General features: G+C 49.9%; 20 protein-coding genes. 17 read left to right on the forward strand and 3 right to left on the reverse strand.

What is annotated here, in order from left to right; all coding sequences use genetic code 11:
* The first annotated feature begins 129 nt into the window (after positions 1-129).
* The 17 genes from galU (at position 130) to KI367_RS15965 (ending at position 18,553) form a co-directional block, all read left to right on the forward strand.
* Positions 130-1,020, forward strand: coding sequence for a UTP--glucose-1-phosphate uridylyltransferase GalU (gene galU / locus KI367_RS15885; protein ID WP_036713868.1), 891 nt, complete (start codon positions 130-132; stop codon positions 1,018-1,020).
* A gap of 15 nt (positions 1,021-1,035) precedes the next feature.
* Positions 1,036-1,734 (forward strand): sugar transferase, encoded by a 699-nt coding sequence (locus KI367_RS15890; protein ID WP_036713870.1) that lies wholly within the window; start codon positions 1,036-1,038, stop codon positions 1,732-1,734.
* Between the two features lie 15 nt (positions 1,735-1,749).
* On the forward strand, positions 1,750-2,679 hold the full coding sequence (locus KI367_RS15895; RefSeq protein WP_036713872.1) for a glycosyltransferase family 2 protein: 930 nt from the start codon (positions 1,750-1,752) through the stop codon (positions 2,677-2,679).
* Between the two features lie 26 nt (positions 2,680-2,705).
* The gene (locus tag KI367_RS15900; RefSeq protein WP_156124691.1) at positions 2,706-4,082 is read left to right on the forward strand and encodes an O-antigen ligase family protein; all 1,377 of its coding nucleotides are present in this window, start codon (positions 2,706-2,708) and stop codon (positions 4,080-4,082) included.
* Between the two features lies 1 nt (position 4,083).
* Positions 4,084-4,866, forward strand: coding sequence for an SGNH/GDSL hydrolase family protein (locus KI367_RS15905; RefSeq protein WP_036713877.1), 783 nt, complete (start codon positions 4,084-4,086; stop codon positions 4,864-4,866).
* The gene (locus KI367_RS15910; RefSeq protein WP_212950838.1) at positions 4,863-6,029 is read left to right on the forward strand and encodes a glycosyltransferase family 4 protein; all 1,167 of its coding nucleotides are present in this window, start codon (positions 4,863-4,865) and stop codon (positions 6,027-6,029) included. Before KI367_RS15905 ends, KI367_RS15910 begins: the two co-directional genes overlap by 4 nt.
* Positions 6,026-7,369: a lipopolysaccharide biosynthesis protein gene (locus KI367_RS15915; protein WP_212950840.1), complete on the forward strand. Its 1,344-nt coding sequence runs from the start codon at positions 6,026-6,028 to the stop codon at positions 7,367-7,369. The genes KI367_RS15910 and KI367_RS15915 overlap by 4 nt, the downstream gene beginning before the upstream one ends.
* Positions 7,370-7,430: 61 nt before the next feature.
* Positions 7,431-8,300 carry a glycosyltransferase family 2 protein gene (locus KI367_RS15920; RefSeq protein WP_212950841.1) on the forward strand — a complete coding sequence of 290 codons (870 nt, stop codon included), beginning with the start codon at positions 7,431-7,433 and terminating at the stop codon, positions 8,298-8,300.
* A gap of 29 nt (positions 8,301-8,329) precedes the next feature.
* On the forward strand, positions 8,330-9,523 hold the full coding sequence (locus KI367_RS15925) for a glycosyltransferase family 4 protein (protein ID WP_246536995.1): 1,194 nt from the start codon (positions 8,330-8,332) through the stop codon (positions 9,521-9,523).
* A complete protein-coding gene (locus tag KI367_RS15930) occupies positions 9,520-10,719 on the forward strand; it encodes a glycosyltransferase family 4 protein (RefSeq protein ID WP_212950843.1) in 1,200 nt (399 codons plus the stop codon). The genes KI367_RS15925 and KI367_RS15930 overlap by 4 nt, the downstream gene beginning before the upstream one ends.
* Positions 10,716-11,855 carry a glycosyltransferase gene (locus KI367_RS15935; protein WP_212950845.1) on the forward strand — a complete coding sequence of 380 codons (1,140 nt, stop codon included), beginning with the start codon at positions 10,716-10,718 and terminating at the stop codon, positions 11,853-11,855. Before KI367_RS15930 ends, KI367_RS15935 begins: the two co-directional genes overlap by 4 nt.
* Before the next feature lie 2 nt (positions 11,856-11,857).
* A complete protein-coding gene (locus tag KI367_RS15940) occupies positions 11,858-13,234 on the forward strand; it encodes a sugar phosphate nucleotidyltransferase (RefSeq protein WP_036711662.1) in 1,377 nt (458 codons plus the stop codon).
* A 59-nt stretch (positions 13,235-13,293) separates the two neighbouring features.
* Entirely contained in the window at positions 13,294-14,625 is a 1,332-nt protein-coding gene (locus KI367_RS15945) for a UDP-glucose dehydrogenase family protein (protein WP_212950847.1), read from the forward strand.
* 39 nt (positions 14,626-14,664) lie between these two features.
* Positions 14,665-15,834, forward strand: a complete 1,170-nt coding sequence (locus KI367_RS15950; RefSeq protein ID WP_212950849.1) for a nucleotidyltransferase domain-containing protein — start codon at positions 14,665-14,667, stop codon at positions 15,832-15,834.
* A gap of 104 nt (positions 15,835-15,938) precedes the next feature.
* Positions 15,939-16,235 (forward strand): lasso peptide biosynthesis PqqD family chaperone, encoded by a 297-nt coding sequence (locus KI367_RS15955; protein WP_036711668.1) that lies wholly within the window; start codon positions 15,939-15,941, stop codon positions 16,233-16,235.
* A complete protein-coding gene (locus KI367_RS15960; RefSeq protein WP_036711672.1) occupies positions 16,232-16,711 on the forward strand; it encodes a lasso peptide biosynthesis B2 protein in 480 nt (159 codons plus the stop codon). The genes KI367_RS15955 and KI367_RS15960 overlap by 4 nt, the downstream gene beginning before the upstream one ends.
* A gap of 36 nt (positions 16,712-16,747) precedes the next feature.
* Complete coding sequence (locus KI367_RS15965; protein ID WP_036711676.1) at positions 16,748-18,553, forward strand: ABC transporter ATP-binding protein; 1,806 nt, start codon at positions 16,748-16,750, stop codon at positions 18,551-18,553.
* Between the two features lie 90 nt (positions 18,554-18,643).
* Here the strand turns inward: KI367_RS15965 and KI367_RS15970 are convergent, their stop codons facing one another.
* From KI367_RS15970 to KI367_RS15980, 3 genes are read right to left on the reverse strand one after another with little or no spacing between them, the layout of a single operon-like run.
* Positions 18,644-19,651, reverse strand: a complete 1,008-nt coding sequence (locus tag KI367_RS15970) for an ABC transporter ATP-binding protein (RefSeq protein WP_036711786.1) — start codon at positions 19,649-19,651, stop codon at positions 18,644-18,646.
* A 27-nt stretch (positions 19,652-19,678) separates the two neighbouring features.
* Positions 19,679-20,479, reverse strand: coding sequence for an ABC transporter permease (locus tag KI367_RS15975; RefSeq protein WP_212950850.1), 801 nt, complete (start codon positions 20,477-20,479; stop codon positions 19,679-19,681).
* Positions 20,476-21,252, reverse strand: a complete 777-nt coding sequence (locus tag KI367_RS15980; protein WP_036711680.1) for an ABC transporter permease — start codon at positions 21,250-21,252, stop codon at positions 20,476-20,478. Before KI367_RS15980 ends, KI367_RS15975 begins: the two co-directional genes overlap by 4 nt.
* Between the last annotated feature and the right edge of the window lie 8 nt (positions 21,253-21,260).

Here is a 21,260-nt window from a genome sequence, read left to right on the forward strand (position 1 = left end):
TCGGTCACGCTGTGGGTCTGATAAGACCTTAGACATGATTGTCAGGGGTGTGATGTGAGGGGGGGTTGAATGCCCTATTTGCTTCATTTATTTGTATTAAGAATAAACAAAGATGGGTAGAGGATGAAGATGAGAAAAGTTAAAAAAGCGATTATTCCTGCAGCAGGACTTGGCACGCGGTTTTTGCCAGCCACCAAAGCGATGCCAAAGGAAATGCTTCCGATCGTTGATAAACCCACGATCCAATATATTGTGGAAGAAGCCGTAGCATCCGGGATCGAGGATATCATCATCGTGACCGGCAAAGGCAAACGTTCCATTGAAGACCACTTCGACCATGCGTTTGAACTGGAAAATAATTTGTTCAGCAAAGGCAAGTTCGACCTGCTAGATGAGGTGCGTCGTTCTTCTAACGTAGACATTCACTACATTCGCCAAAAGGAACCAAGGGGGCTTGGTCATGCCGTTTGGTGCGCCAGAAATTTTATTGGCGACGAGCCTTTCGCCGTACTGTTAGGGGATGACATTGTGCAATCCGAAACGCCGTGCATCAGGCAACTTGCAGATCAGTTTGAGCAGGTGCAAAAATCGGTGATCGGAGTACAAACCGTTCCTTATGACCAAACGCAGCGTTACGGCATCGTGTCCGTTCTAGGCAAACTCGGCCATTTATATGAGGTTAACTACGTGGTAGAAAAACCTACGGAAGGTCAAGCCCCGTCCAATCTGGCGATCATGGGCAGATACATATTGACTCCGGAAATATTCGGTTATCTGGAATGTCAGGAAGAGGGATCCGGCGGAGAAATTCAGCTGACTGACGCGATTCAAAAATTGAACGAGGCCCAAGGAGTGTACGCTTTTGAATTCCAAGGCACCCGGTATGACGTGGGTGAGAAGCTAGGATTCATTATGACAACGCTCGATTTTGCGCTTCGAAACGAGGATTTGCGAAAACCGTTATTACAAGGCATGGAAAAGATTATGGAACGGGAACATCTCGGCAAAATAAATCGCTAATGAGGTGAACTTAAAGTGCCTCCTACGTTGCAACAAAATGAAATGGAAGTTGTATTTGACGGTGAAACCGCCGATTTGAAATATTCCTTTGAAAAACGGCGGTCCCGAGTTTTGTATATTTCAGCGAAGCGAACAATGGATTTTATCGGGGCTATCCTTGGCCTCGTATTACTATCTCCTCTATTTTTAATCATCGCCATAATGATCAAGCTGGAGGATCCTCGGGGGTCTGTCTTTTATTGTCAGATACGGATCGGAAAAAACGAAAAACCGTTCAAAATGTATAAATTTCGCTCGATGGTTTCCAACGCAGAGGAGCTTCTGGAAAAGCTGCTTGTCCAAAATGAAGTTAAGGGCGCCATGTTCAAGATGAAAGAGGATCCGCGGATTACAAAGGTCGGAAAATTCATCCGCAAAACAAGCATCGACGAGCTTCCGCAGCTATGGAACGTGATCCGCGGCGAAATGTCTCTTGTGGGACCAAGGCCCCCATTGCCTAGGGAAGTTGAGTTATACAGTAATTACGATAAACTCCGCTTGAAAGTAAGCCCAGGCTGCACGGGGTTATGGCAGGTTAGCGGCCGGAGCAATCTGAGTTTTGACGAAATGATTGAATTGGATTTGGAATATATCGAAAGTAGAGGGCTCTGGTTGGATGTGAAATTAATACTGCGCACAATCAAAATCATGATATTTCCCAATTCGGCCTATTAATGGAGCGTGTAAATCATGAAATTATCCATAAGTGTGGTCATTCCTACCTATAACAGAGTGGACGCACTGGTGAAATGTATTGAGGGAATACGTTGTCAAACCCGGTTGCCGGATGAAATCGTCATCGTCGTTAGAAGTTCAGACCGTACTACGCAGCAGTTCCTATCCTCCATTGAAGCGGGCAATCTAAACGTTGCTTTAGTCGATCAGGGTGGAATGATAGCGGCGCTGAACACAGGAATTTCAAAAAGCAAAGGTTCGATCATTGCTCTTACGGATGACGATACCGTCCCGCATCCGGATTGGCTGCTGAACATGGAACGACATTACATAGAAAGGCCTGATGTTGGCGGGGTTGGCGGAAGGGATATTGTTTTTCATGATGGGAAACCGGTTCCGCCTCAAAAACGTCAGGTAGGAATGATAAGACCATACGGCCGTATTATCGGCAATCACCATATTGGTATGGGCAATGTTCGCGAAGTAGATGTTCTCAAAGGAGCCAACATGAGCTTCAGAAGAGAGGCTATCCGTGGACTGGCCTTCGACGAAAACCTGAAAGGGACAGGGGCGCAGGTTCATAACGAGCTGGATTTCAGCCAGGCCGTCAAAAAGAAGGGATGGAAACTTCTTTACGATCCAAGTGTGCTGGTAGATCATTATCCGGCAGTGAGATTCGATGAAGATCAACGAAACGGGTTCAATGAAACAGCCTTTTTTAATGCCGCCCATAATGAAACCTACGCGATGCTTAAGCACCGGGGGCTCCTCGACAGAATCATATATCTGGTTTGGGTTGTGACGGTAGGAAGTAAGGCGTCGCCCGGCGTGGTCCAGGGCTTAAGGATGCTTCCGCGTCAAAAGGGCACGGCTTTGAAAAAAGTAGTGCTGGCATTTAAAGGCAGATGGGGTGGCTGGAAAACATGGAGAGGATCTTTGGAATAAGTACTGGGAGGATAACGTTCCCCCGTATGACGCTTTTTGCGGTAAAGATAACAGGTCTTATCACAATGGGAGCAGCTATCGGTTATGCCAGTTCTATTGTTTCGCTGCATATGAAACTGTTAGAAATGACATTTCTGCTCCTTGGCTTGTTGCTGGGTCTGCATATTTATAGTAAAAGTCCCCATAATCTTATCCCCTATACACTCTTCATTTGGACGGTCAGCCCGGAGGCACGGCGTTTGCTGGACTGGACATTTCAAACCTACAGCGATACTTCGATTATCATGCTGACACCTCAATGCGTTAGCTTAATTTTGCTTATTCCTACCCTAAAACATATTAAACGGATTAATTCCCGAGTAAGCCTGGTATTGAAAATTACTGGAGCTGCAATCTTGTACGGTTTTTTTCTCGGGCTTTTGAAGTACGGGCTATCTTCAGTGTATGAATTGCTAAACATAATCGTCCCATTTTTGGCGTTAGTCTATGTTCAGGTCAACAAATTCGACAGTACCGTTTGGGATAGGTGGTTGCGAAGCTTTACCTGTCTCGCTGTCCTGGTCGGAGCCTACGGGATATATCAATACTTGGTTCTTCCGCCATGGGATCATTTTTGGATGGTTAATGCAGATATGAATTCGGTTGGACTTCCCGAGCCCCAAGAATTCAGGTTGTTTTCCCTTTTGAATTCACCGGGTCCGGCCGGGATGTTCCTTGGATTCGCTTTATCGATCATGATCGTACAGAAGAAATGGAGAGCATTCGGACTTTTAGGCACGATGATCGTAGCGTTTGCGCTATTACTGACATTGGTCCGGGTAGGCTGGATTAGCAGCATCATCATGATTGTCGCGTACTTTGCCCGTTCTCATTTAAAGAGTAAAGTTCAACTGTTAATTCTTGCTGTGTTTCTGGCCCTGGCTTATGTATTTGTTCTCCCGGCATTGCCTGGCGCAAGCGAGGTGTCTTCTCGGATCAGTACGTTCGAATCATTAGAGGAAGACCATTCGTTTAATGAACGGCTGTTGTTTGCCAAATATATTATTTCGGATGTCGTATCCCACCCCATCGGAAGAGGAATAGGCAGTTCAGGATTGGGGGTTAAACTGACTCAAAGCGCTGATACGTTAAAGGTTTTTGATAATGGATATTTGAACCTGTTTTATTTATTCGGCTTACCGTTGGGGCTTGGCGTAATCCTAATGTTGATCTATATTTTCTTCCTTTTATTTAAAATCAGTAATACGGACAAAATGTATGCCCCTATTTCATTTGCAGCCATCAGCGCTACCTTATTTCTACTGTTGGGGAGCAATGTGCTTAGCGGGTTGACAGGGTACATTCTAATGCTTGTGATTTCGTTTGCTTTTTCGCATACGTCAATAAAGCGGAGGGACATGTAACATGCAGATCGTTTTTATAGGGGACTCCATTACCGAGGGGTTGGGTGTGATAAGGTCTAATACAAATTATGCGAATTTGTTGCAAGCCCAACTTAAATCCTTGATGGCCCAGCCTGTTGATATCGTAAACTTCGGTTCTAGTGCCATGCAGGTAAACGAGTCCAGAGAAAAGTACGAGCAACGCATCTTGGAAATGCAGCCTGACATCATCGTATTTGCCCATGGAATTACCGAAGCGATTGTTCGTGTGCAGAAGAAGTATTTAAAATGGATGCCTATGCGCTGGAGAAGACCAGGCTGGATGGATCCAAGGCCGTATTATTCGACTCGAAGATGGCGGAGGTGCCTGGAGAAGGTTGAATCGGGAGTGCGCTGGCGTGTGAAGGTTGCCCTAATCAAAATGTTTGGAGGCAAACCATGGATGAGTTTGGAGGAATTCAGGCGGCACACGACGGAGTTTTTACGGAAAGTATTGGACGCTAGCCCGAAGACCAGCATCATTTTGCTTGCTCCGAGCGATATTGAGGAGAAATACTTCCCGGGATCGTCAGAATCAATACGGATATACCGCCGAGTGTTTCATGATATTTGCAACAATGCCCAATCGGAGAACCGAATATTTTTATGTGATGCCTCTCAATTCTTGCATAAATGGAATGACTATTTGGAAGATCGTTTTCACCCTAACGAATTGGGGCATGGCAAAATAGCGAAGGCACTGTTGAATACCCTATTGGAGCACTCTTTGGGAAGTCGCATTGTAAAGGAAGAGATTGTCCGATGAGAATTTGTTTTGTTACACATAAGGTATTAAAGGGAGACGGACAAGGTCGGGTTAACTATGAAGTTATTGTCAAGGCGCTGAAAGAAGGCCATCAAGTCATCGTCATCTCTTCGGAACTGTCCGAAGATTTGCAGAACCATTCATCCGTGGAATGGATAAAAATCCAAATTCCTAAACTGCCGACCGTGCTTCTGAGGTACCAATTGTTTGCCATTGTCTCTGCCTTTTCAATCTGGCTGCGCAAAAATAGTATAGATCTCATTGTTGCTAACGGGTTTATAACTTATGCCCGTTCCGACATTAATTGTGTGCACTTTGTCCATAGCGCCTGGGTGAAATCAAGTTATCATCCGATTAGGCAGCAGAAGGATATCAGGACTATGTACCAGTTTGTATATAATCGATTGAATTCGATGCTTGAGCGATTTGCGTTAAAACGCTCACGGTACATCATTGCTGTTTCAGAACAGGTTAAACAGGAGCTTGTACTTGATGCCAAGATGACGGAACATCGGATTTCGGTTATTCATAATGGGGTTGATATTGGCGAATTTTACCCAAGGCAGATGAATCGGAACGATTACGGTCTGGATGAGGATACGATTTATGCGCTTTTTGCCGGTGATTTGAATTCGGGAACCAAAAACTTGGATAATGTTCTTCATGCAGTGCATGACGTTGAGGGGGTCCACTTGCTTGTACTCGGGAACGCAGAGCGGAGTCGGTACCCGAAAATAGCAGAACAGTTGGGTATCGGACACCGGGTGCACTTTCTCGGTTACAGAAAAGACGTTGCGGATATTATGTCCTTAGCGGATTTATTTATTTTCCCTTCCAGATATGAGTCTTTTTCGCTCGTGATCTTGGAGGCCATGGCTTCGGGCTTGCCCGTCATCATGAGCAACCGCTGCGGAGTAGCCGAACTGATATCTGATGGAGCTGCAGTCATAATAGATGACCCTGAAGATAGGGAAGGCTTGGTTAGGGTGCTTAAGGAACTCGTTACTGACCCGGAACGACTGAATGCTATGGCATTGCAGGCACGGGACATAGCGGTGAAAAACCATTGGGGAGTAATGGCGGACAAGTATATGAACATATTTAACCAAATAGTCAATCCATTGTCAGTGGTTAATAAGGTCCGAAGGGAAGCACTGAAATGACAATATTACAGTTGATAAAACCAAGGAAGATCCGGGGAAGCATAGGGAACGTACTCCAAATTTTTGCCTCCAATATATTCATGCTCGGGATTAATGTACTGAACGGTATCATGATCGCAAGGTTTTTAGGCCCCGAAGGACGTGGCGAACAAGCAGCTATCATTATGTGGCCGCAATTTCTGGCTTACTGTTTAACTTTAGGTATTCCTTCGGCATTGGTTTATTACATGAAGAAAAAGGAAGAGGATCAGGGGACCCACTATATTACAGCTTTTTATATGAGCGTTATTCTCGGAATCATCGCGATGGTAATCGGGGCTGCATTGATTCCTCTTTGGATGAAAGGGTATTCCCAAGACGTTACTGAATTTGCAGTTTGGGCATTGGTAATGACGCCTGTAGCTATGGTCGGTACGGTGAACACGGCCGCGTTACAAGCAAGAGAAGAATTCATGCTTTACAGTGTGTCCAGATATTTCCCATTGGTTGGCACCATGATCTTGCTCAGTGGCCTGATTATCACGGGACATTTCACACCTTTTTTCTCGTCGGCGGCCTATCTTTTTCCCGTGCTTCCGGTCGCCATATGGATCACATGGAGACTCGTCTCGCAATACAAAGTGAGGCAGAGGAACAAGCTGAAGTCAAGCCGAAAACTGTTGAATTATGGGATCCGTTCCTATGGAACGGATATCGCGGGTACCTTCTCCGGATATATTGACCAAATACTGGTGGTTGGTCTTCTTTCTCCGGCAAGTCTGGGTTTGTACGTGGTTTCGTTGAATCTATCCAAAATTGTAAATATGATTCAAAACTCGATAACATCGGTTCTTTTCCCCAAGGCTTCAGGACTCGGGCAATCCGAAGCCATTCATTTAACATTTAAAGTCTATCGTATCAGTACCTTGGTGACAATTTTCGTGGGTTTCGGTGTGTTCGTGGTTGCACCGTATTTATTGATTCTATTGTACGGAAAGTCATTTGGAGGTGCCATTCCGGTATTTCGTTTACTGATCTTTCAGACGGCGATTGCTAGCTTGTCCTGGGTCCTTTCACAAGGCTTCATGTCCACGGGTAAGCCCGGAACCGTTACGATCATCCGTATATTGTCCCTTGGACTTAACGTTGCACTTATGAGGGTGCTGATTCCGATGTTGGAAATCAAGGGTGCAGCCATTTCACTGTTAATAACAAGCGTTATTGAGTTTTTGGCCATACTTTCGATTTATCGGTTCAAGTATTCCATGAAGCTAAAAGACTTCATCGTCTCAAAAAGCGATATTTTATGGTTATTCCGGCAAGTTCGGGGCCGGGGTAAAATGAACGAAGTAAATTCATGAAAATCCTAGGTTTTTTCTGAACAGGTTCAATAAATTCAAAAGTGTATAGGGTGACGATAATATGGAGATTTCGGTTGTTATTCCTACCAGAAACAGACCTAGTAAATTACAAAAGTGTCTTGAAGCATTGGAGAAAGCACGGGAATTTATTAACTTCACCGTATTTGTATGCGATTCGAGTACGGATGACGAAACGTATCAAAAGGTTGTTGATGTATGCGGTTCTTTTGATTTTGTTAAGGTATTCAGGCATGAAGGAAAGAACGTTGCCGCTGCCAGAAATACTTGTGCGAAAGTTGCCACGGGCGACGTCATCGTGAATGTCGATGATGATATTTATGTTGAACCTCAATCGATCCTTAAGCTTTATAATAAATACATTTCTGAGCGGGGATGGAGAGTCGTGGCCGGGAGCGTTGCTTGGAGCAATGATTGGAGCACACCCGTGATCATGAGACCGATAGGGTACGCTCGAAAAATTAAACCCGGCGAAAAACCGAGTTTCATTATCGGTGCTTTCTTTATATATTCAAAGGATTTGGCTAACTCACTCCCATGGAACGAAAGGGTTCGTACCTCGGATGACAGATTTATGGGGGCGTTGTGGCGTAGTAAAGGGATTCAGATGTTATTCGAACCAGATGCCAGAGCATTCCATGATCATCAGCATACAAGTTACGAGGCGGAACATTACGAATCACATATTTATGTGAATATGTTTGACGCCATCATTTCCAATTTTAATTTTTCGAGGATACTGAGCTATCAGGTTTTAGGGTTTTTGGCGGGAGTTAAGCAATATAGAAGGAATCTGGGTGATATGGGCAAGTTTGTTAGATCATGGTTCAAAGGAAACTATAAATTCATCAAAGATTTGAAATATCTCTACGGCTATAAGAAATTAGAGCTTGAAAATAATGTTCACTACTAGAATATTTTTTTGACGGGGAGACAAGAGCGATGGCTATGAATGTGCTTTCGACCGGCATGGGCTGGATTGATCATCAGCATGGCGGGTTGAACCGCTATTTCGCGGATTATACCAAGGCTATGAAAGAATACGGCCATACCGAACTGGGATTCGTAGTGGCCCCGCAAAGAGCGGAAATGCCCTCGGACCGGAACATCAGCAACGCAACGAAAGAACTTCGCATGAACCACTTCCTTCCCCGCATGAAGTCGGTCCAGAAGCATACGATCCAGGCAATCCGAAGCTTTCGTCCGGATGTGTTTAATCCACATTTTGCTTTTTATACGACGATGGTCACAAGAAACCATATACCTTCCCATATCCCGATCGTCACCCATTTTCATGGACCATGGGCCATGGAGTCCCGGGTCGAAGAGAAGGACGGCACAGGCCTTATTCAAGGGATGAAGTATTGGGTTAAAAAACAGGTGGAATTGTTGACCTACCGTCGTTCGGACAGCTTCATCGTACTCAGCGAATATTTCCGGGACATTTTAAAGAACAATTACGGAGTGGATGATCGAAAAATCCACATTATACCGGGGGCCGTCGATCATCATTTGTTCCGGCCTCATCCGGATCGGGAGAAGTTGCGCTCACAATTGGGCATCCTTCCGGACCAGCCCGTATTGTTCTGCATTCGCAGGCTTGTTCGCCGAATGGGGATCGACCGGCTTATACACGCCATGGTCGCCGTTATTCGCGAACACCCGAATGTCCGTCTGTATATTGGGGGAGACGGCCCGATGCGGAATGAGTTCGAGGCGCTTATTGTTCAGCTGGGGCTTGCCTCCAACGTCCATTTGCTCGGACGGATTACCAACGAGGAACTTGTATCGTATTACCAGGCGGCCGATGCGAGTATCGTTCCGACGTTGACACTTGAGGGATTCGGCCTGATTACCGTAGAGTCGCTTGCTTGTGGAACGCCTGTTCTCGGAACTCCTTATGGGGGAACGAAGGAAATTCTTCATCGTATATCGGATGACTTGATGTTCGAGGACGGAACCTCAGAGGCGATGAGCCGAAAAATCATCGATCTGCTTAATCGGAATATGTACCTTCCTTCCCGAGAAGCTTGCCGGGAAGAGGTCCTGCGCCGGTATACATGGAACCGCGTAGCTGAAGCTGTAACCGAGGTGTTCAACGAGGAAATTAATAAGAGAAGGATGTTTCGGAAATGAAGATTGCTTTTTATAACCATACGAGCACGATTAGCGGCGCAGAAATCAGCTTGCTCCTAACCGCCAAGCACCTTACAAGAGTGCAGCCGATCATATTCGCTCCAGAGGGAGAGCTTCTGGAGAAGGCCCGGGATCAAGGGCTGGAGGTTGTACCCCTCCCAAGCTACCGTGCAAGGTTAACCCGCAATCCGTTTTTAATGACAATATATGTTTTCGGTATGCTTATAGCCGGTTGGCGTCTGGCACTTCTCATGAGGAAAAGCGGGGTGGACATGATTCATGCCAACTCTATACGCGCTGGCATTATGGCCGGGCTGTTCCGTTGGTATCATAGGAAGCCGGTCGTATGGCACGTCAGGGATATGCCACCCAAAGGAATCATTGGCAGAGTGATCCGGAGGTTCGCGGGCAGCACGGCCAGTGCGCTTATTGGAATCTCCGAACCAGTCATTCAAGCGTTGAACCACCCGGCAGTAGCCGGAAACTGTCATCTTGTACATAATGGAGTCGAGCTCAGGCCATACCGAGCCGAAGAGCGGCAGAGCATTCGCCAGCGAATTCGAAGGGAGCTGGGGTTGCCGCAGGAATCGGAGGTCATGGTCATCATCGGCCAGATTGCGCCTTGGAAGAGACAGGAAGACGCCGTTGAGGCGTTCTCCCGCCTATTCCGGGAAGGGCGGCAAGCCTATTTGCTAATCGTCGGTGAAGCGAAGTTTCGACAGGAAAATGAAGAGTATCTTATTAGTTTGAAGCAAAAAGTCAAAACCTTGCGCCTGGAAGACAAGGTCATATTCACCGGGTTTAGGGAGGATGTTTTGGAGATCTGCTGCGCAGCGGATCTCCTTTTATTATGTTCGGACCATGAACCCTTTGGCCGCGTCATTATCGAAGCGATGTCGCAAGGAACGCCGGTGGTGGCCACCCGGGGAGGAGGCGTTCCGGAGATTATTCAAGATGGCGTGAGCGGGTTGATGTACGAAATCGGGAATGTCGAGGAGCTTCAAGATCGGATCCGCGACATCCTTGATAACGAGACTTTGCGGCTGGCTCTTCGCCGGAACGGACCGGAGAGGGTCAAGGAGAAGTTTTCCATTGCGCACACGTCCCAAAAAATCGAGCTTATTTATGACCAGCTGCTGGCAGCTTCAAACCACGAATATTTGGACCGGCCGCGTACGGGGGAGATGTTGGAATGAATGATTTAAAGGTTGCAATCGTCCATGACTACCTGAATCAAATGGGAGGCGCCGAACGGGTCGTGGCCGTCTTTCACAAGATGTTTCCGCAGGCGCCGATTTATACGACGATTGCGGATGGCGATAAGCTGCTTCCGGAACTGGCGGATGCCGTCATCAAGGTCACCTGGATGCAGCGGATTCCATGGGTGTTATCCAAATTCAAGCTGTTTTTCTGGTTATATCCGTTTGCGGTCCGCTCCATGAACGTGAAGGGATACGACCTGATCCTCAGCTCCAGCAGCGCGTATGCAAAAGGGGTGCGAAAGGGCAGGGCAAGCGTCCATGTCTGCTATTGCCACACGCCCATGCGATTTGCGTGGAATTTTGAGTCGTATATGGAGGGAGTCGAGGTCCCCCCTTCCGTCAAACGGATCGCAAAATGGCTTACGCACCCGCTGCGGATCTGGGACCGGCACAATTCCAAAAAGGTGGATCGGATCATCGCGAATTCAACGATCGTCAAGGAGCGGATCGGCCAATGTTACGGCGTCCATTCGCCCGTTATTTTTCCTCCGGTGGATATCAGCCGATTCAACATTGCTGAGCAGCCGCCTGAAGATTACTTTCTTGTCGTTTCGCGGCTGGTGTCTTATAAAAAAATCGATCTGGCGGTTGAAGCCTGCACGCTGCTCGGACAGAGACTGCTGGTCGTGGGGGACGGACCGGACCGGCAAAGGCTCGAAAAAATCGCGGGGGCGACGGTCACGTTTCTGGGAAGGCGGAGCGATGAAGAAGTCGTCCAATATATGCAGCGCTGCAAAGCGCTGATTTTTCCCGGCATTGAGGATTTTGGCATTACGCCGCTTGAGGCGAATGCGTGCGGCAGACCGATCATCGCTTTTTGCGGGGGCGGTGCCCTGGATACGGTCGTGCCGGAAAAAACGGGACTCTTTTTTAAGGAACAGCGGATCGGTGCATTGATGGAAGCCATTGAGCGGTTCCATCGATATGATTGGGATCCCGCCTATATTCGGGCGCATGCCGAGCAATTCGGCGAGCATGTGTTTATGGCGCGGCTCCGGTCCAGCATTGAGGAGCTTGTCCTGGAAAAGACGAGTCGCGAAATGACTATGGAAGCAAAAAGGAGCTACTGATGATGCATATCATTTTGTTGTCCGGCGGAAGCGGAAATCGATTGTGGCCTTTATCGAACGATACCCGGTCCAAGCAGTTTCTGAAAATTTTGGAATGCGCGTCTGGCCAGCGGGAGTCGATGGTGCAGCGCGTCTGGGGCCAACTGGGACAAAAGAATCTCCGGGAGCGTTCCGTTTTGGCGACCGGGAGGAGCCAGGTGGAACTGATCCAGAGCCAGCTTGGACCCGAGGTGGAGTTGATTGTTGAGCCGGAGCGCAGGGATACGTTTCCGGCAATCGCTTTGGCTGCCGGTTATTTATACTCCGTCAAAGGCGCCGCACTCAGCGATGTCGTGATCGTCCTTCCGGTGGATCTTTTTGTGGAGGACCTGTTCTTCGATAAAGTGAAAGAGCTGGAGTCGCTAATGGTACATACGAAGGCCGAGCTGGGCTTGATGGGCGTTTCGCCGGACCATCCATCATCTAAATTCGGTTATATCGTGCCCCAATCGCCCATAACCGAAGCGCATGGAACGGAGTTCTTCCGGGTCAGCCATTTCGTCGAAAAACCCGACGGACCGGCGGCCCTTCGCTTGATGGAACAATCGGCCATATGGAATTGCGGCGTATTTGCTTTCCGGCTGGAATACATGATCGAACATCTGATCCAGCGTTCCCTTCCCATTCAATATGACGAATTGTTAAACCAGTACAGCCGGATGGAAAAAATCAGCTTTGATTATGCCGTCGTGGAGCAGGCAACAAATATTGTCGCCATGCCTTACCGCGGGATCTGGAAGGATCTCGGCACCTGGGACGCGCTGACGGAAGAGGTCCGTACGCCTTTGATCGGGAAAGGAACGTTGACCGAAGATTCGACCCGTACGCATGTCATTAACGAGCTGGACATTCCGATCACGGTCATTGGAGCTCCCAACTTAATCGTGGCGGCAAGTCCCGACGGCATTCTCGTATCCGAAAAAAACGCCAGTATGCGCATCAAAGACGTGATGAAGTTCGGCGAGCAGCGTCCCATGTATGAGGAGCGCCGCTGGGGCCGCTACCGGGTGCTGGACTATATCAAGTATCCCAACGGGAATGAAGTATTGACGAAGCGGATATGCATACTGCAAGGGAAAAATTTGAGTTATCAATATCATTTGCATCGCAGCGAGGTGTGGACCGTCGTGTCCGGCGTCGGGGAAATGGTGCTGGACGGCAATGTGCGGAGCATTGGAAAAGGGGACGTCATCGTCATCCCTGCGGGTGCGAAACACAGCCTGCGCGCCATTACGGATATTGAAATGATAGAGGTGCAGACCGGCAGCGAATTGGTCGAGGAGGACGTCGTGAGACTGGCGATGAAATGGGAGGAAATCGAAGTCAATGTGTTGAGCTGACAGCGGAAATTACGAAACGGCGAAACAGCGAATTCTATTATAGAAGGAATGAAGCGAAAATGAAAATTGCGGTCATAGGAACAGGTTACGTTGGATTGGTTTCGGGCGTATGTTTCTCCGAGCTTGGGAACGAGGTGGTTTGCGTCGATAAGATTGCGGCTAAAATCGAACGCTTGAACGGTGGCGAAGTGCCGATCTACGAACCTGGACTCCAGTCCATGATAGCTTCCAATAAAGAAGCGGGCAGGCTTCGTTTCGCGACGGACCTGAACGCTTCCGTGAAATGGTCGGATATCGTCATCATCGCGGTGGGAACGCCGTCCCTGCCGAACGGGCAGGCCAATTTGGGGTATGTCGAGGAAGCGGCCCGGGAGATCGGAAACGCCATGAACGGTTATAAAATCATCGTCACCAAAAGCACCGTTCCGGTGGGCACGAACGAAAAAATCGCCAACATCATCGCGAACCATACGGAAAAACCTTTTGACGTTGCATCCGTTCCCGAGTTTCTGCGCGAGGGAACCGCGATCCAAGATACGCTGCATCCGGATCGTATCGTGATTGGCACGGACAGCCCAAAAGCGAGGGAGCGGCTCGTCGAACTGCATAAAAGCTTGACGCCCGATATCATCGTAACCGATATCCGCAGCGCGGAAATGATTAAATATGCCTCGAATGCGTTTCTTGCAACCAAAATTTCTTTTATCAACGAAATCGCGAATATATGCGAAAAGGTCGGAGCCGATGTGACGAAAGTAGCCTCCGGAATGGGCTACGACAAGCGCATAGGCTCTTCTTTTTTAAAAGCGGGCATCGGTTACGGCGGTTCTTGTTTCCCGAAAGACACCCAGGCCCTTGTCCAGATCGCGGGCCAAATGGATTATGATTTCAAGCTTCTGAAGTCCGTGATCGAAGTGAACCGGGATCAGCGCCTGAACGTCGTTCGCAAGCTGGAGTCCTTGCTGGACGGACTGGCGGGTACGACGATCGGAGTTTGGGGACTTGCGTTTAAACCCGATACGGATGACGTCCGCGAGTCCCCGGCATTGGAAATCATCGCCGCGCTTGAGCGGCGCGGAGCACAGGTGAAAGCGTATGATCCAATCGCCGGGGACAATTTCAGGGAAATTTACGGTTCGAACACCGTGATCTACTGCGACAACGCGAAGGAAGCGGCTTGGCAATCGGATGCGCTTTGCATTTTGACGGAATGGCAGGAATTTCTACAGATTCCGTTAACGGATATCGAAGGCTGGCTGAAGCTGCCGTATTTGATTGATGGCAGAAACATTTATGACGAAGGGCAAGTGGCAAATACGAATCTTGTTTATTATTCCGTGGGCCGGCCCGGCATGAATCGGGGCGCGAAGGAACAGGCGCCGGTCTTATAAATGGAACCTATTCGATTGGAGATAGCGGGGGAGGAATCTTTGAGAGCAGAAGCCATGGAGTTGGACCTCAGCGGTTTGCCGGAAGAATTGATTTTTTTATTGAGCTTGTTGGGGAGAACATCCCCGGATCAGCATCTGATTCGGGAGCTGGGAGCGGTGCTGGACTGGGATCGGTTCATGAAGCTTGCGATGCACCATCGGGTATATCCCCTGGCATATATCAAATTAAAAGAAGCGTATGCCGCCTCGGTTCCTCCGGGCGTCATGGAATCCTTGCATCGCCAGTACCAAAGCAATACCGTCAAAATGCTCCATCTCAGCAGGGAAATGAGCCGCGTCTACGAACGTTTGGACGAAGCAGGGGTACGGACGCTTTTGTTGAAGGGGCCGGCGCTCGCCTTCCAGCTGTACGGAGATTTGGCCCATCGGACATCCAAAGACCTGGATATTCTGGTGTCGCCGGATGAAGTGGAACGGGCGGAGGACGTACTGCTGCAGCTAGGTTATGAACTGATGGATTACCGCGCCTTGGGCAATTGGAAAAAAAAGTCCCATCATCTTTCGTACGAACACAAGGAGCACCGGACGCAAGTGGAAGTGCACTGGAGATTGAATCCTCACTTCAGCAAATCGTACTCGTTCGAAAAACTATGGGAGCGCAAGCGCGCCGTGGCCCTGGCGAACCAAACCTTCCACTGCCTGGGAAACGAAGATCAGCTTCACTACCTGACGGACCATGGGGCAAGGCACGGCTGGTTCCGGTTGCGGTGGTTAATGGATATCGAACGTTTGCTGCCTCAAATCAGCGGAACCCGGCTCAGGGACGTTCTGAAACAGCATGGCGGCAAACATCACGTTGGGCAGGCGCTGATCTTATCGTCCCAGTTGCTGTCGGCGGAGATTCCCGGTGAACTGGAGGAGCTGGCAAGGGATGCGAAAGCGCGCCGGCTTGCCGACCAAGCCCTTTTTTACGTTTCGCGCATCGTCCAATTAAACCCCGTACCCGAAAAAAGCGTTGCCTGGCATTATTACCGTTACCTTTTTTCGTTAATGTCAACCCGACAAAAGATCGCCTATCTCCTTAACAAAACGCTCCCCAGTTCGCGGGATGCATTATTGCTGCCGCTGCCGAAGCCGCTTTATTTTCTATATTACCCCCTTCGGCCGTTGCTATGGTTCTGGAGGCGGTTCAGGCAACAGTCCGCATAATACCGTCTGGCGGTTGTATACAAAACAACCTGTTTTTGCTATAATGATACAAAATGTATCATCCAAATGCAGTGCGCAAAATCCAATTAGAGGAGGCTCGCTTTATGGGCGTCGACGTGATTTCATCAGATGTGTTGGTCAAACAATCCGAAGGTTTTTTGGTCAGTGAAATGGATGGCGAAAAGGTGATGCTGAGCATCGAAAACGGAAAATATTATAATTTGGGGCAGACCGGAAGCCGGATCTGGGAGCTCATTGCTTCCCCCGTAACCATTTCCGGGATCGTGGATCAATTAGTGGAAGAGTTTGAAATCGGGCGGGAGGCCTGTGAGCAGCAAGTATTTGCTTTTCTGAGGCAGCTTGCGGCGGAGAAACTGATACAGGTGTGCTTTAAGCGATGAGCTTCTATCAAAAAGTGCATCGTTTTATGAATGATCCCGTGCAAGTCAAGGGGATGTATGCCGAAGCTTACGTTTACCTGGCGTGGGGGAGGATTCTTAAGCTGCTCCCCTTCCACAAAGTGGCCCCGACCTTGGGGGAGAAAATGAAAGAGACCCCCCATACCCATAGTACGGACCAGGAACTGCAGCTGTTGCGAACGGTGTCCAGAGCAGTCCATGCCATGAGCAGGCTCACATGGTGGGAAAGCCAATGTCTCGTCAAGGCGATTGCCGCGATGAAGATGTTGGAGAGAAGAGGGATTCCAAGCACGCTCTACTTGGGCAGCGCCAGAAACAACGAAGGACAGATGGTCGCCCATGCATGGCTGCGAAGCGGTTCGTACATCGTAACCGGGAAAGAAGGCCATGAAAAATACACGGTCGTAGGAATATTCGGGAACGGGATGGGCGCTGAAGGTTACAGGGACGTGAAGTGAAGCGCCGCCCGGAATCCGCATAAGGAGCTTTGCATAATGAAAGAGCTGTTTTATTATGTTCGCAAAATGCATCATTTCGCGGGCTTTAAACTATACCTGAACATGTCCATGGTGTTGCTCATCAGTTTGCTGGACGGCTTCGGCATCTATTTGATCGTGCCCCTTCTGAGCATCATCGGGGTATTTCCCATGGATACGTCAAGCATACCGCTCCTGTCCGCTATGATTAACATCATCGAGTCATGGTCGCTTGATTTGAATTTGCCGATCATACTTGCTTTATACATCGTGATCGTAGGGGGGCAGGCATGGCTTCAACGGAGCCAAGCCTTGCTGAACTCAAGGATATTGCAAAGCTTTATCCGTACGCTCCGCATGGAAACGTACCGTGGCCTGCTGCAAGCCAAATGGGAGTTTTATCTCCGGAAACGGAAATCCGAATTCAACCATGTCATGTCCAATGAGCTGGGCCGGGTAAACTTAGGCACATCTTTATTCCTGCAGGCGGTTTCTTCTTTTTTATTCACCCTTCTTCAAATCGCCATTGCCCTGTGGCTCGCCCCTGTTTTAACCATAGCCGTACTGATCAGCGGCGGTCTGCTGGCCTTGTTTTCACGTAAATTCATCAAGAAATCCAAACGGATCGGGGAACAGACAACGGAGCTCTCCAAATATTATTTTTCAGGCATCAGCGAGCATTTTAACGGTATCAAGGATATCAAAAGCAACAGGCTCGAGCAGTCCCACATCCACTGGTTCAACAAACTGACCGAACATATGGAACGGAATTTTATCCAGTTTGGCCGGGTGAATTCGTTGTCGCAATTCATCTACCGCGTCTCCTCTGTCGTACTCATTGCCGGCTTCGTTTATCTGGCGCTCGAAATGATGCATACCCCGGCACAACAATTGGTAGTGGTCGTGCTGATTTTCTCGAGGCTGTGGCCGAGATTTATCGGCATGCAATCGAACATGGAGCAGCTCGTTTCTTGTCTTCCGGCTTTCCACACGATGCGTCAACTGCAAAAGGAATACGAGGCCGACCAGGAGCTTAGCAAAACGGCGTTCGAAGATGAGCCGGAGGATTTCCGGTTTGTGGACGGGATCGAGTGTTTGGACGTGGATTACCGCTACGACCCCCATGCTTCCCAGTACGCTTTGCGCAACGTTAACGTACATATTCCCGCGAACCGCATGACGGCCATCGTAGGCAAATCCGGTTCTGGCAAAAGCACGCTTATCGATATGCTCATGGGTTTGATCCAGCCTGAATCAGGACAGGTGCTTATCGACGGCGTATCCCTTCGGGACGAGCGGAAGCTTCTGTCTTTGCGCAGCGCCATCGGTTATGTACCGCAGGATCCTTTTCTGTTCAATGAGAGCATCCGGTACAATTTGAAGCTGGTCGATCCGGAGGCCAGCGATGAACAGCTGTGGAGCGCTTTGAAATTCGCCGCCTCCGACGAATTTGTGCGCCAACTTCCCCAAGGACTGGATACGGTCATCGGCGATAGGGGCATCCGGTTATCGGGAGGGGAACGGCAGCGAATCGTATTGGCAAGGGCGATCTTGAAGCGCCCCGCGATCCTCGTCCTGGATGAGGCGACAAGCGCGCTGGACAGCGAAAACGAACGATTAATTCAGCAGGCTCTGGAAGAATTGAAAGGGAGCGTGACCATTATCGTCATCGCCCACCGTCTTTCCACCATTCGCAATGCCGACCACGTGATCGTCATGGATCGCGGCCGGGTCATTCAACAAGGCGGATACACGCAGCTGTCGCAAGAGAACAAAGGCGCCTTTAAGCTCTTGCTTAACTATCAGGCCGGATCCCAGATGTAGAATCCTTTTATCATACCTGTGAAAAAAAACAAAAGCAGGAGGCTGCGGACGTTGTACGTCCGCGCATCCTGCTTCTCCCCGTAAAAATCGTTAATACACCCGGTGGATGATATCCTCGAAATCGGGTTCCTCCATATGAATGTCCGCAATTTCTCCCCAGCCGCCGACCATCCGCAAAATGTCCATCGCCTTGGCCTGTTGCCGGTTCGCTTCGATCAGCACCTCGCTGCTGCTCGCTTCGATGATTCGGAATTCGCCCTCCGCGCCGTCCAGGCGGAGTTGCAGCGGCATCCTCGCGCCTTCCTGCGCCGGCAGACGGTAGGAGCCGCGGAAGACGATCCGGATGACGGTCGGGAGCCCGATTTTGTCCCGCAAATGCTCGATGGTTCCCTCGTAGCTGAGTTCCCCGTGATTGATGACCATGACCCGCCGGCAGAGCTGTTCGATGTCGTCCATGTCGTGGGTCGTCAGCAGAATCGTTTTTCCGAATTCACCGTTCAGCGTTTTCAAAAATTCGCGAATGCTCCGTTTGGCGGTTACGTCGAGGCCGATCGTCGGCTCGTCCAGGAACAAAACGTCCGGATCGTGCAGCAGCGAGGCAGCAATATCGGCGCGCATCCGCTGCCCGAGCGACAGCTTGCGGACCGGCGTCTCCCAAAACTCCTTCAGGTCCAGCAGTTCGCCGAGCTCGGCCAGGCGCCGCTCTTTTTCGGCAGGGGCGACCCTATACATATGGGCCAAAATGTCGTAGGAATCCTTGACGGGCAAATCCCACCACAGCTGGCTGCGCTGCCCGAACACGACGCCGAGCTTTTGGGCCACCCGGCGCCTGTGCTTATGGGGATCGACCCCGTTGATTTTGACTTCGCCCGCAGAGGGGTGAAGAATGCCCGTCAACATTTTGATCGTCGTCGATTTGCCGGCTCCGTTCGGGCCGATGTAACCGACGAAGTCCCCTTTTTGGATCGTAAAGCTGATATCCTTCACCGCTTCCTTGAGGCGGTATTCCCTCGTAAACAACGTGCGGATGCCGGCGAAACGGCCTTCCTTGACGACCGGCGTCCGGAACTGCTTATGAAGCCCGCATACTTCAATCATTGCTCCCATGATCAGAACTCCTTTTCCTTAGCTTCCCGTGCTTTGATAACGCGAAAGCCCGAATTTCCAAAATGTAAGCGCAAGTCCCAGTACGCAGGCGGCAAGCAGCGCGACGGCCAAAATAAGCCAAGGGCCGTATTCTCCCCGCAAAATGAACAGGGAGGGGACATAATTGACAAAACCGACGGGAATGGCGACAAGCAGGAAGGAGCGGAGCCACGACGGGTACAACACCAGCGGGTAACGGGCCGCCGTTTGCGAAGCGTCTTCCGTCAGCGTCTGCAGCTCGTTGATCCGCGTCATCCAAAAACCGACCGCGGCGGTCGCCAGACCGATCGCGAACAGGATCACGGCACCGGTGATGATCGCAAGAAGGGTATACGGCACGGCCGTCCATGTGATCTGCCCCGCTGACATCAACCCGTGCAGCGACCAATACAACACGGCGCTTCCTTGGAGCAATTCGGCGGGCATCAGCCGGACGTTTTGGCTCATCAAAGCAAGCAGGACCGGCATCGGCCGGGTCAGCAGCTGGTCAAGCTCGCCGGTCGTCAAATACCTTTCCAGGTGGTGCACGTCGCTGGCAAAGGTGCGATACAGCGTTTTGGACAACGTCATGACGGCAAACAGGTAACCGACTTCATGGAGCGACCATCCCTTGACGGCCCCGAATTTGTTCAAAATGATGGCGATCATCAGAAATTCCGCGATTTGGATGAGGGAGGCGAGGAGGGTGCCGAGCACGAAGTTCATCCTGTACTGCATCCGGCTTTGGATGCTCGAACGGATTAATACGGCATAAAGGTCGAACCAATGCTTCATCGTCATCCTCCCTGCACCTCGACTTTCCGCCTGACCGCAGCGGTGACGAGCAGACAAAGCAGCGTGAGGAGCATGCACCAAGCAACTGAACCGAGCAGGATACCCGGTTGTTCATAACCCATGTAGATGCGCGTCGGAACGTACAACAGATACGGATAAGGCGACAACCAGCCGACCGTCTGCAGCCAAGACGGCAGCCATTCGACCGGAATCAGAAACCCGGCGAGCAAATTGATGAGCGCATGGTTGACCCAGTACAACCAGCTTGATTCGGTGGTCCACAGCGACGTCGCCCCGATCATGTAGTTGATGCAGATCGACATATAACCCGCAGCCGCAAGGGCGACGGCCGCAAACAGGAGCGTGTCCGGCCGGGTAGGCAGGGACAGCTTGAACGCGAGCATATACAGCAGATAGATCGGGACGGATTTATAGACGAACTGATACGCGATCTGTCCCCATTCCCTGCACATGCACATGACAAACAAATGGACAGGCCGCATTAAATCGAGGGAGATTTGGCCTGTCCTGACCGCTTGCGGTATGCCGAGCCCGTTGCTCACGAAGCCGGACACCCACAGCGATGCCTGATTAAAAGCAATGTAGCCGACCATGCCGTGCACGCCGTATTCGCCAAGCGGGTGGTCCTGTCCGATCCCGATCCAGATGCAGGCGTACAGATAGCCGAAGAGAGCGCTTGCGACATTGTGCAGCATGTGCGCCCCGCGGTAGTGCAAATTGCGGGCGTACGCTTTTGAAGCCAAAGTGAAATAGAGCATTGAACACC

Source organism: Paenibacillus cookii, assembly GCF_018333375.1.
GTDB classification, from domain to species: domain Bacteria; phylum Bacillota; class Bacilli; order Paenibacillales; family Paenibacillaceae; genus Paenibacillus_AQ; species Paenibacillus_AQ cookii.

Coding starts and splice junctions, on each gene's coding strand:
- galU (WP_036713868.1), top strand. CDS start 130: ATGAGAAAAGTTAAAAAAGCGATTATTCCTGCAGCAGGACTTGGCACG.
- KI367_RS15895 (WP_036713872.1), top strand. CDS start 1,750: ATGAAATTATCCATAAGTGTGGTCATTCCTACCTATAACAGAGTGGAC.
- KI367_RS15900 (WP_156124691.1), top strand. CDS start 2,706: ATGACGCTTTTTGCGGTAAAGATAACAGGTCTTATCACAATGGGAGCA.
- KI367_RS15905 (WP_036713877.1), top strand. CDS start 4,084: ATGCAGATCGTTTTTATAGGGGACTCCATTACCGAGGGGTTGGGTGTG.
- KI367_RS15910 (WP_212950838.1), top strand. CDS start 4,863: ATGAGAATTTGTTTTGTTACACATAAGGTATTAAAGGGAGACGGACAA.
- KI367_RS15915 (WP_212950840.1), top strand. CDS start 6,026: ATGACAATATTACAGTTGATAAAACCAAGGAAGATCCGGGGAAGCATA.
- KI367_RS15920 (WP_212950841.1), top strand. CDS start 7,431: ATGGAGATTTCGGTTGTTATTCCTACCAGAAACAGACCTAGTAAATTA.
- KI367_RS15925 (WP_246536995.1), top strand. CDS start 8,330: ATGGCTATGAATGTGCTTTCGACCGGCATGGGCTGGATTGATCATCAG.
- KI367_RS15930 (WP_212950843.1), top strand. CDS start 9,520: ATGAAGATTGCTTTTTATAACCATACGAGCACGATTAGCGGCGCAGAA.
- KI367_RS15935 (WP_212950845.1), top strand. CDS start 10,716: ATGAATGATTTAAAGGTTGCAATCGTCCATGACTACCTGAATCAAATG.
- KI367_RS15940 (WP_036711662.1), top strand. CDS start 11,858: ATGCATATCATTTTGTTGTCCGGCGGAAGCGGAAATCGATTGTGGCCT.
- KI367_RS15945 (WP_212950847.1), top strand. CDS start 13,294: ATGAAAATTGCGGTCATAGGAACAGGTTACGTTGGATTGGTTTCGGGC.
- KI367_RS15955 (WP_036711668.1), top strand. CDS start 15,939: ATGGGCGTCGACGTGATTTCATCAGATGTGTTGGTCAAACAATCCGAA.
- KI367_RS15960 (WP_036711672.1), top strand. CDS start 16,232: ATGAGCTTCTATCAAAAAGTGCATCGTTTTATGAATGATCCCGTGCAA.
- KI367_RS15965 (WP_036711676.1), top strand. CDS start 16,748: ATGAAAGAGCTGTTTTATTATGTTCGCAAAATGCATCATTTCGCGGGC.
- KI367_RS15970 (WP_036711786.1), bottom strand. CDS start 19,651: ATGATTGAAGTATGCGGGCTTCATAAGCAGTTCCGGACGCCGGTCGTC.
- KI367_RS15975 (WP_212950850.1), bottom strand. CDS start 20,479: ATGACGATGAAGCATTGGTTCGACCTTTATGCCGTATTAATCCGTTCG.
- KI367_RS15980 (WP_036711680.1), bottom strand. CDS start 21,252: ATGCTCTATTTCACTTTGGCTTCAAAAGCGTACGCCCGCAATTTGCAC.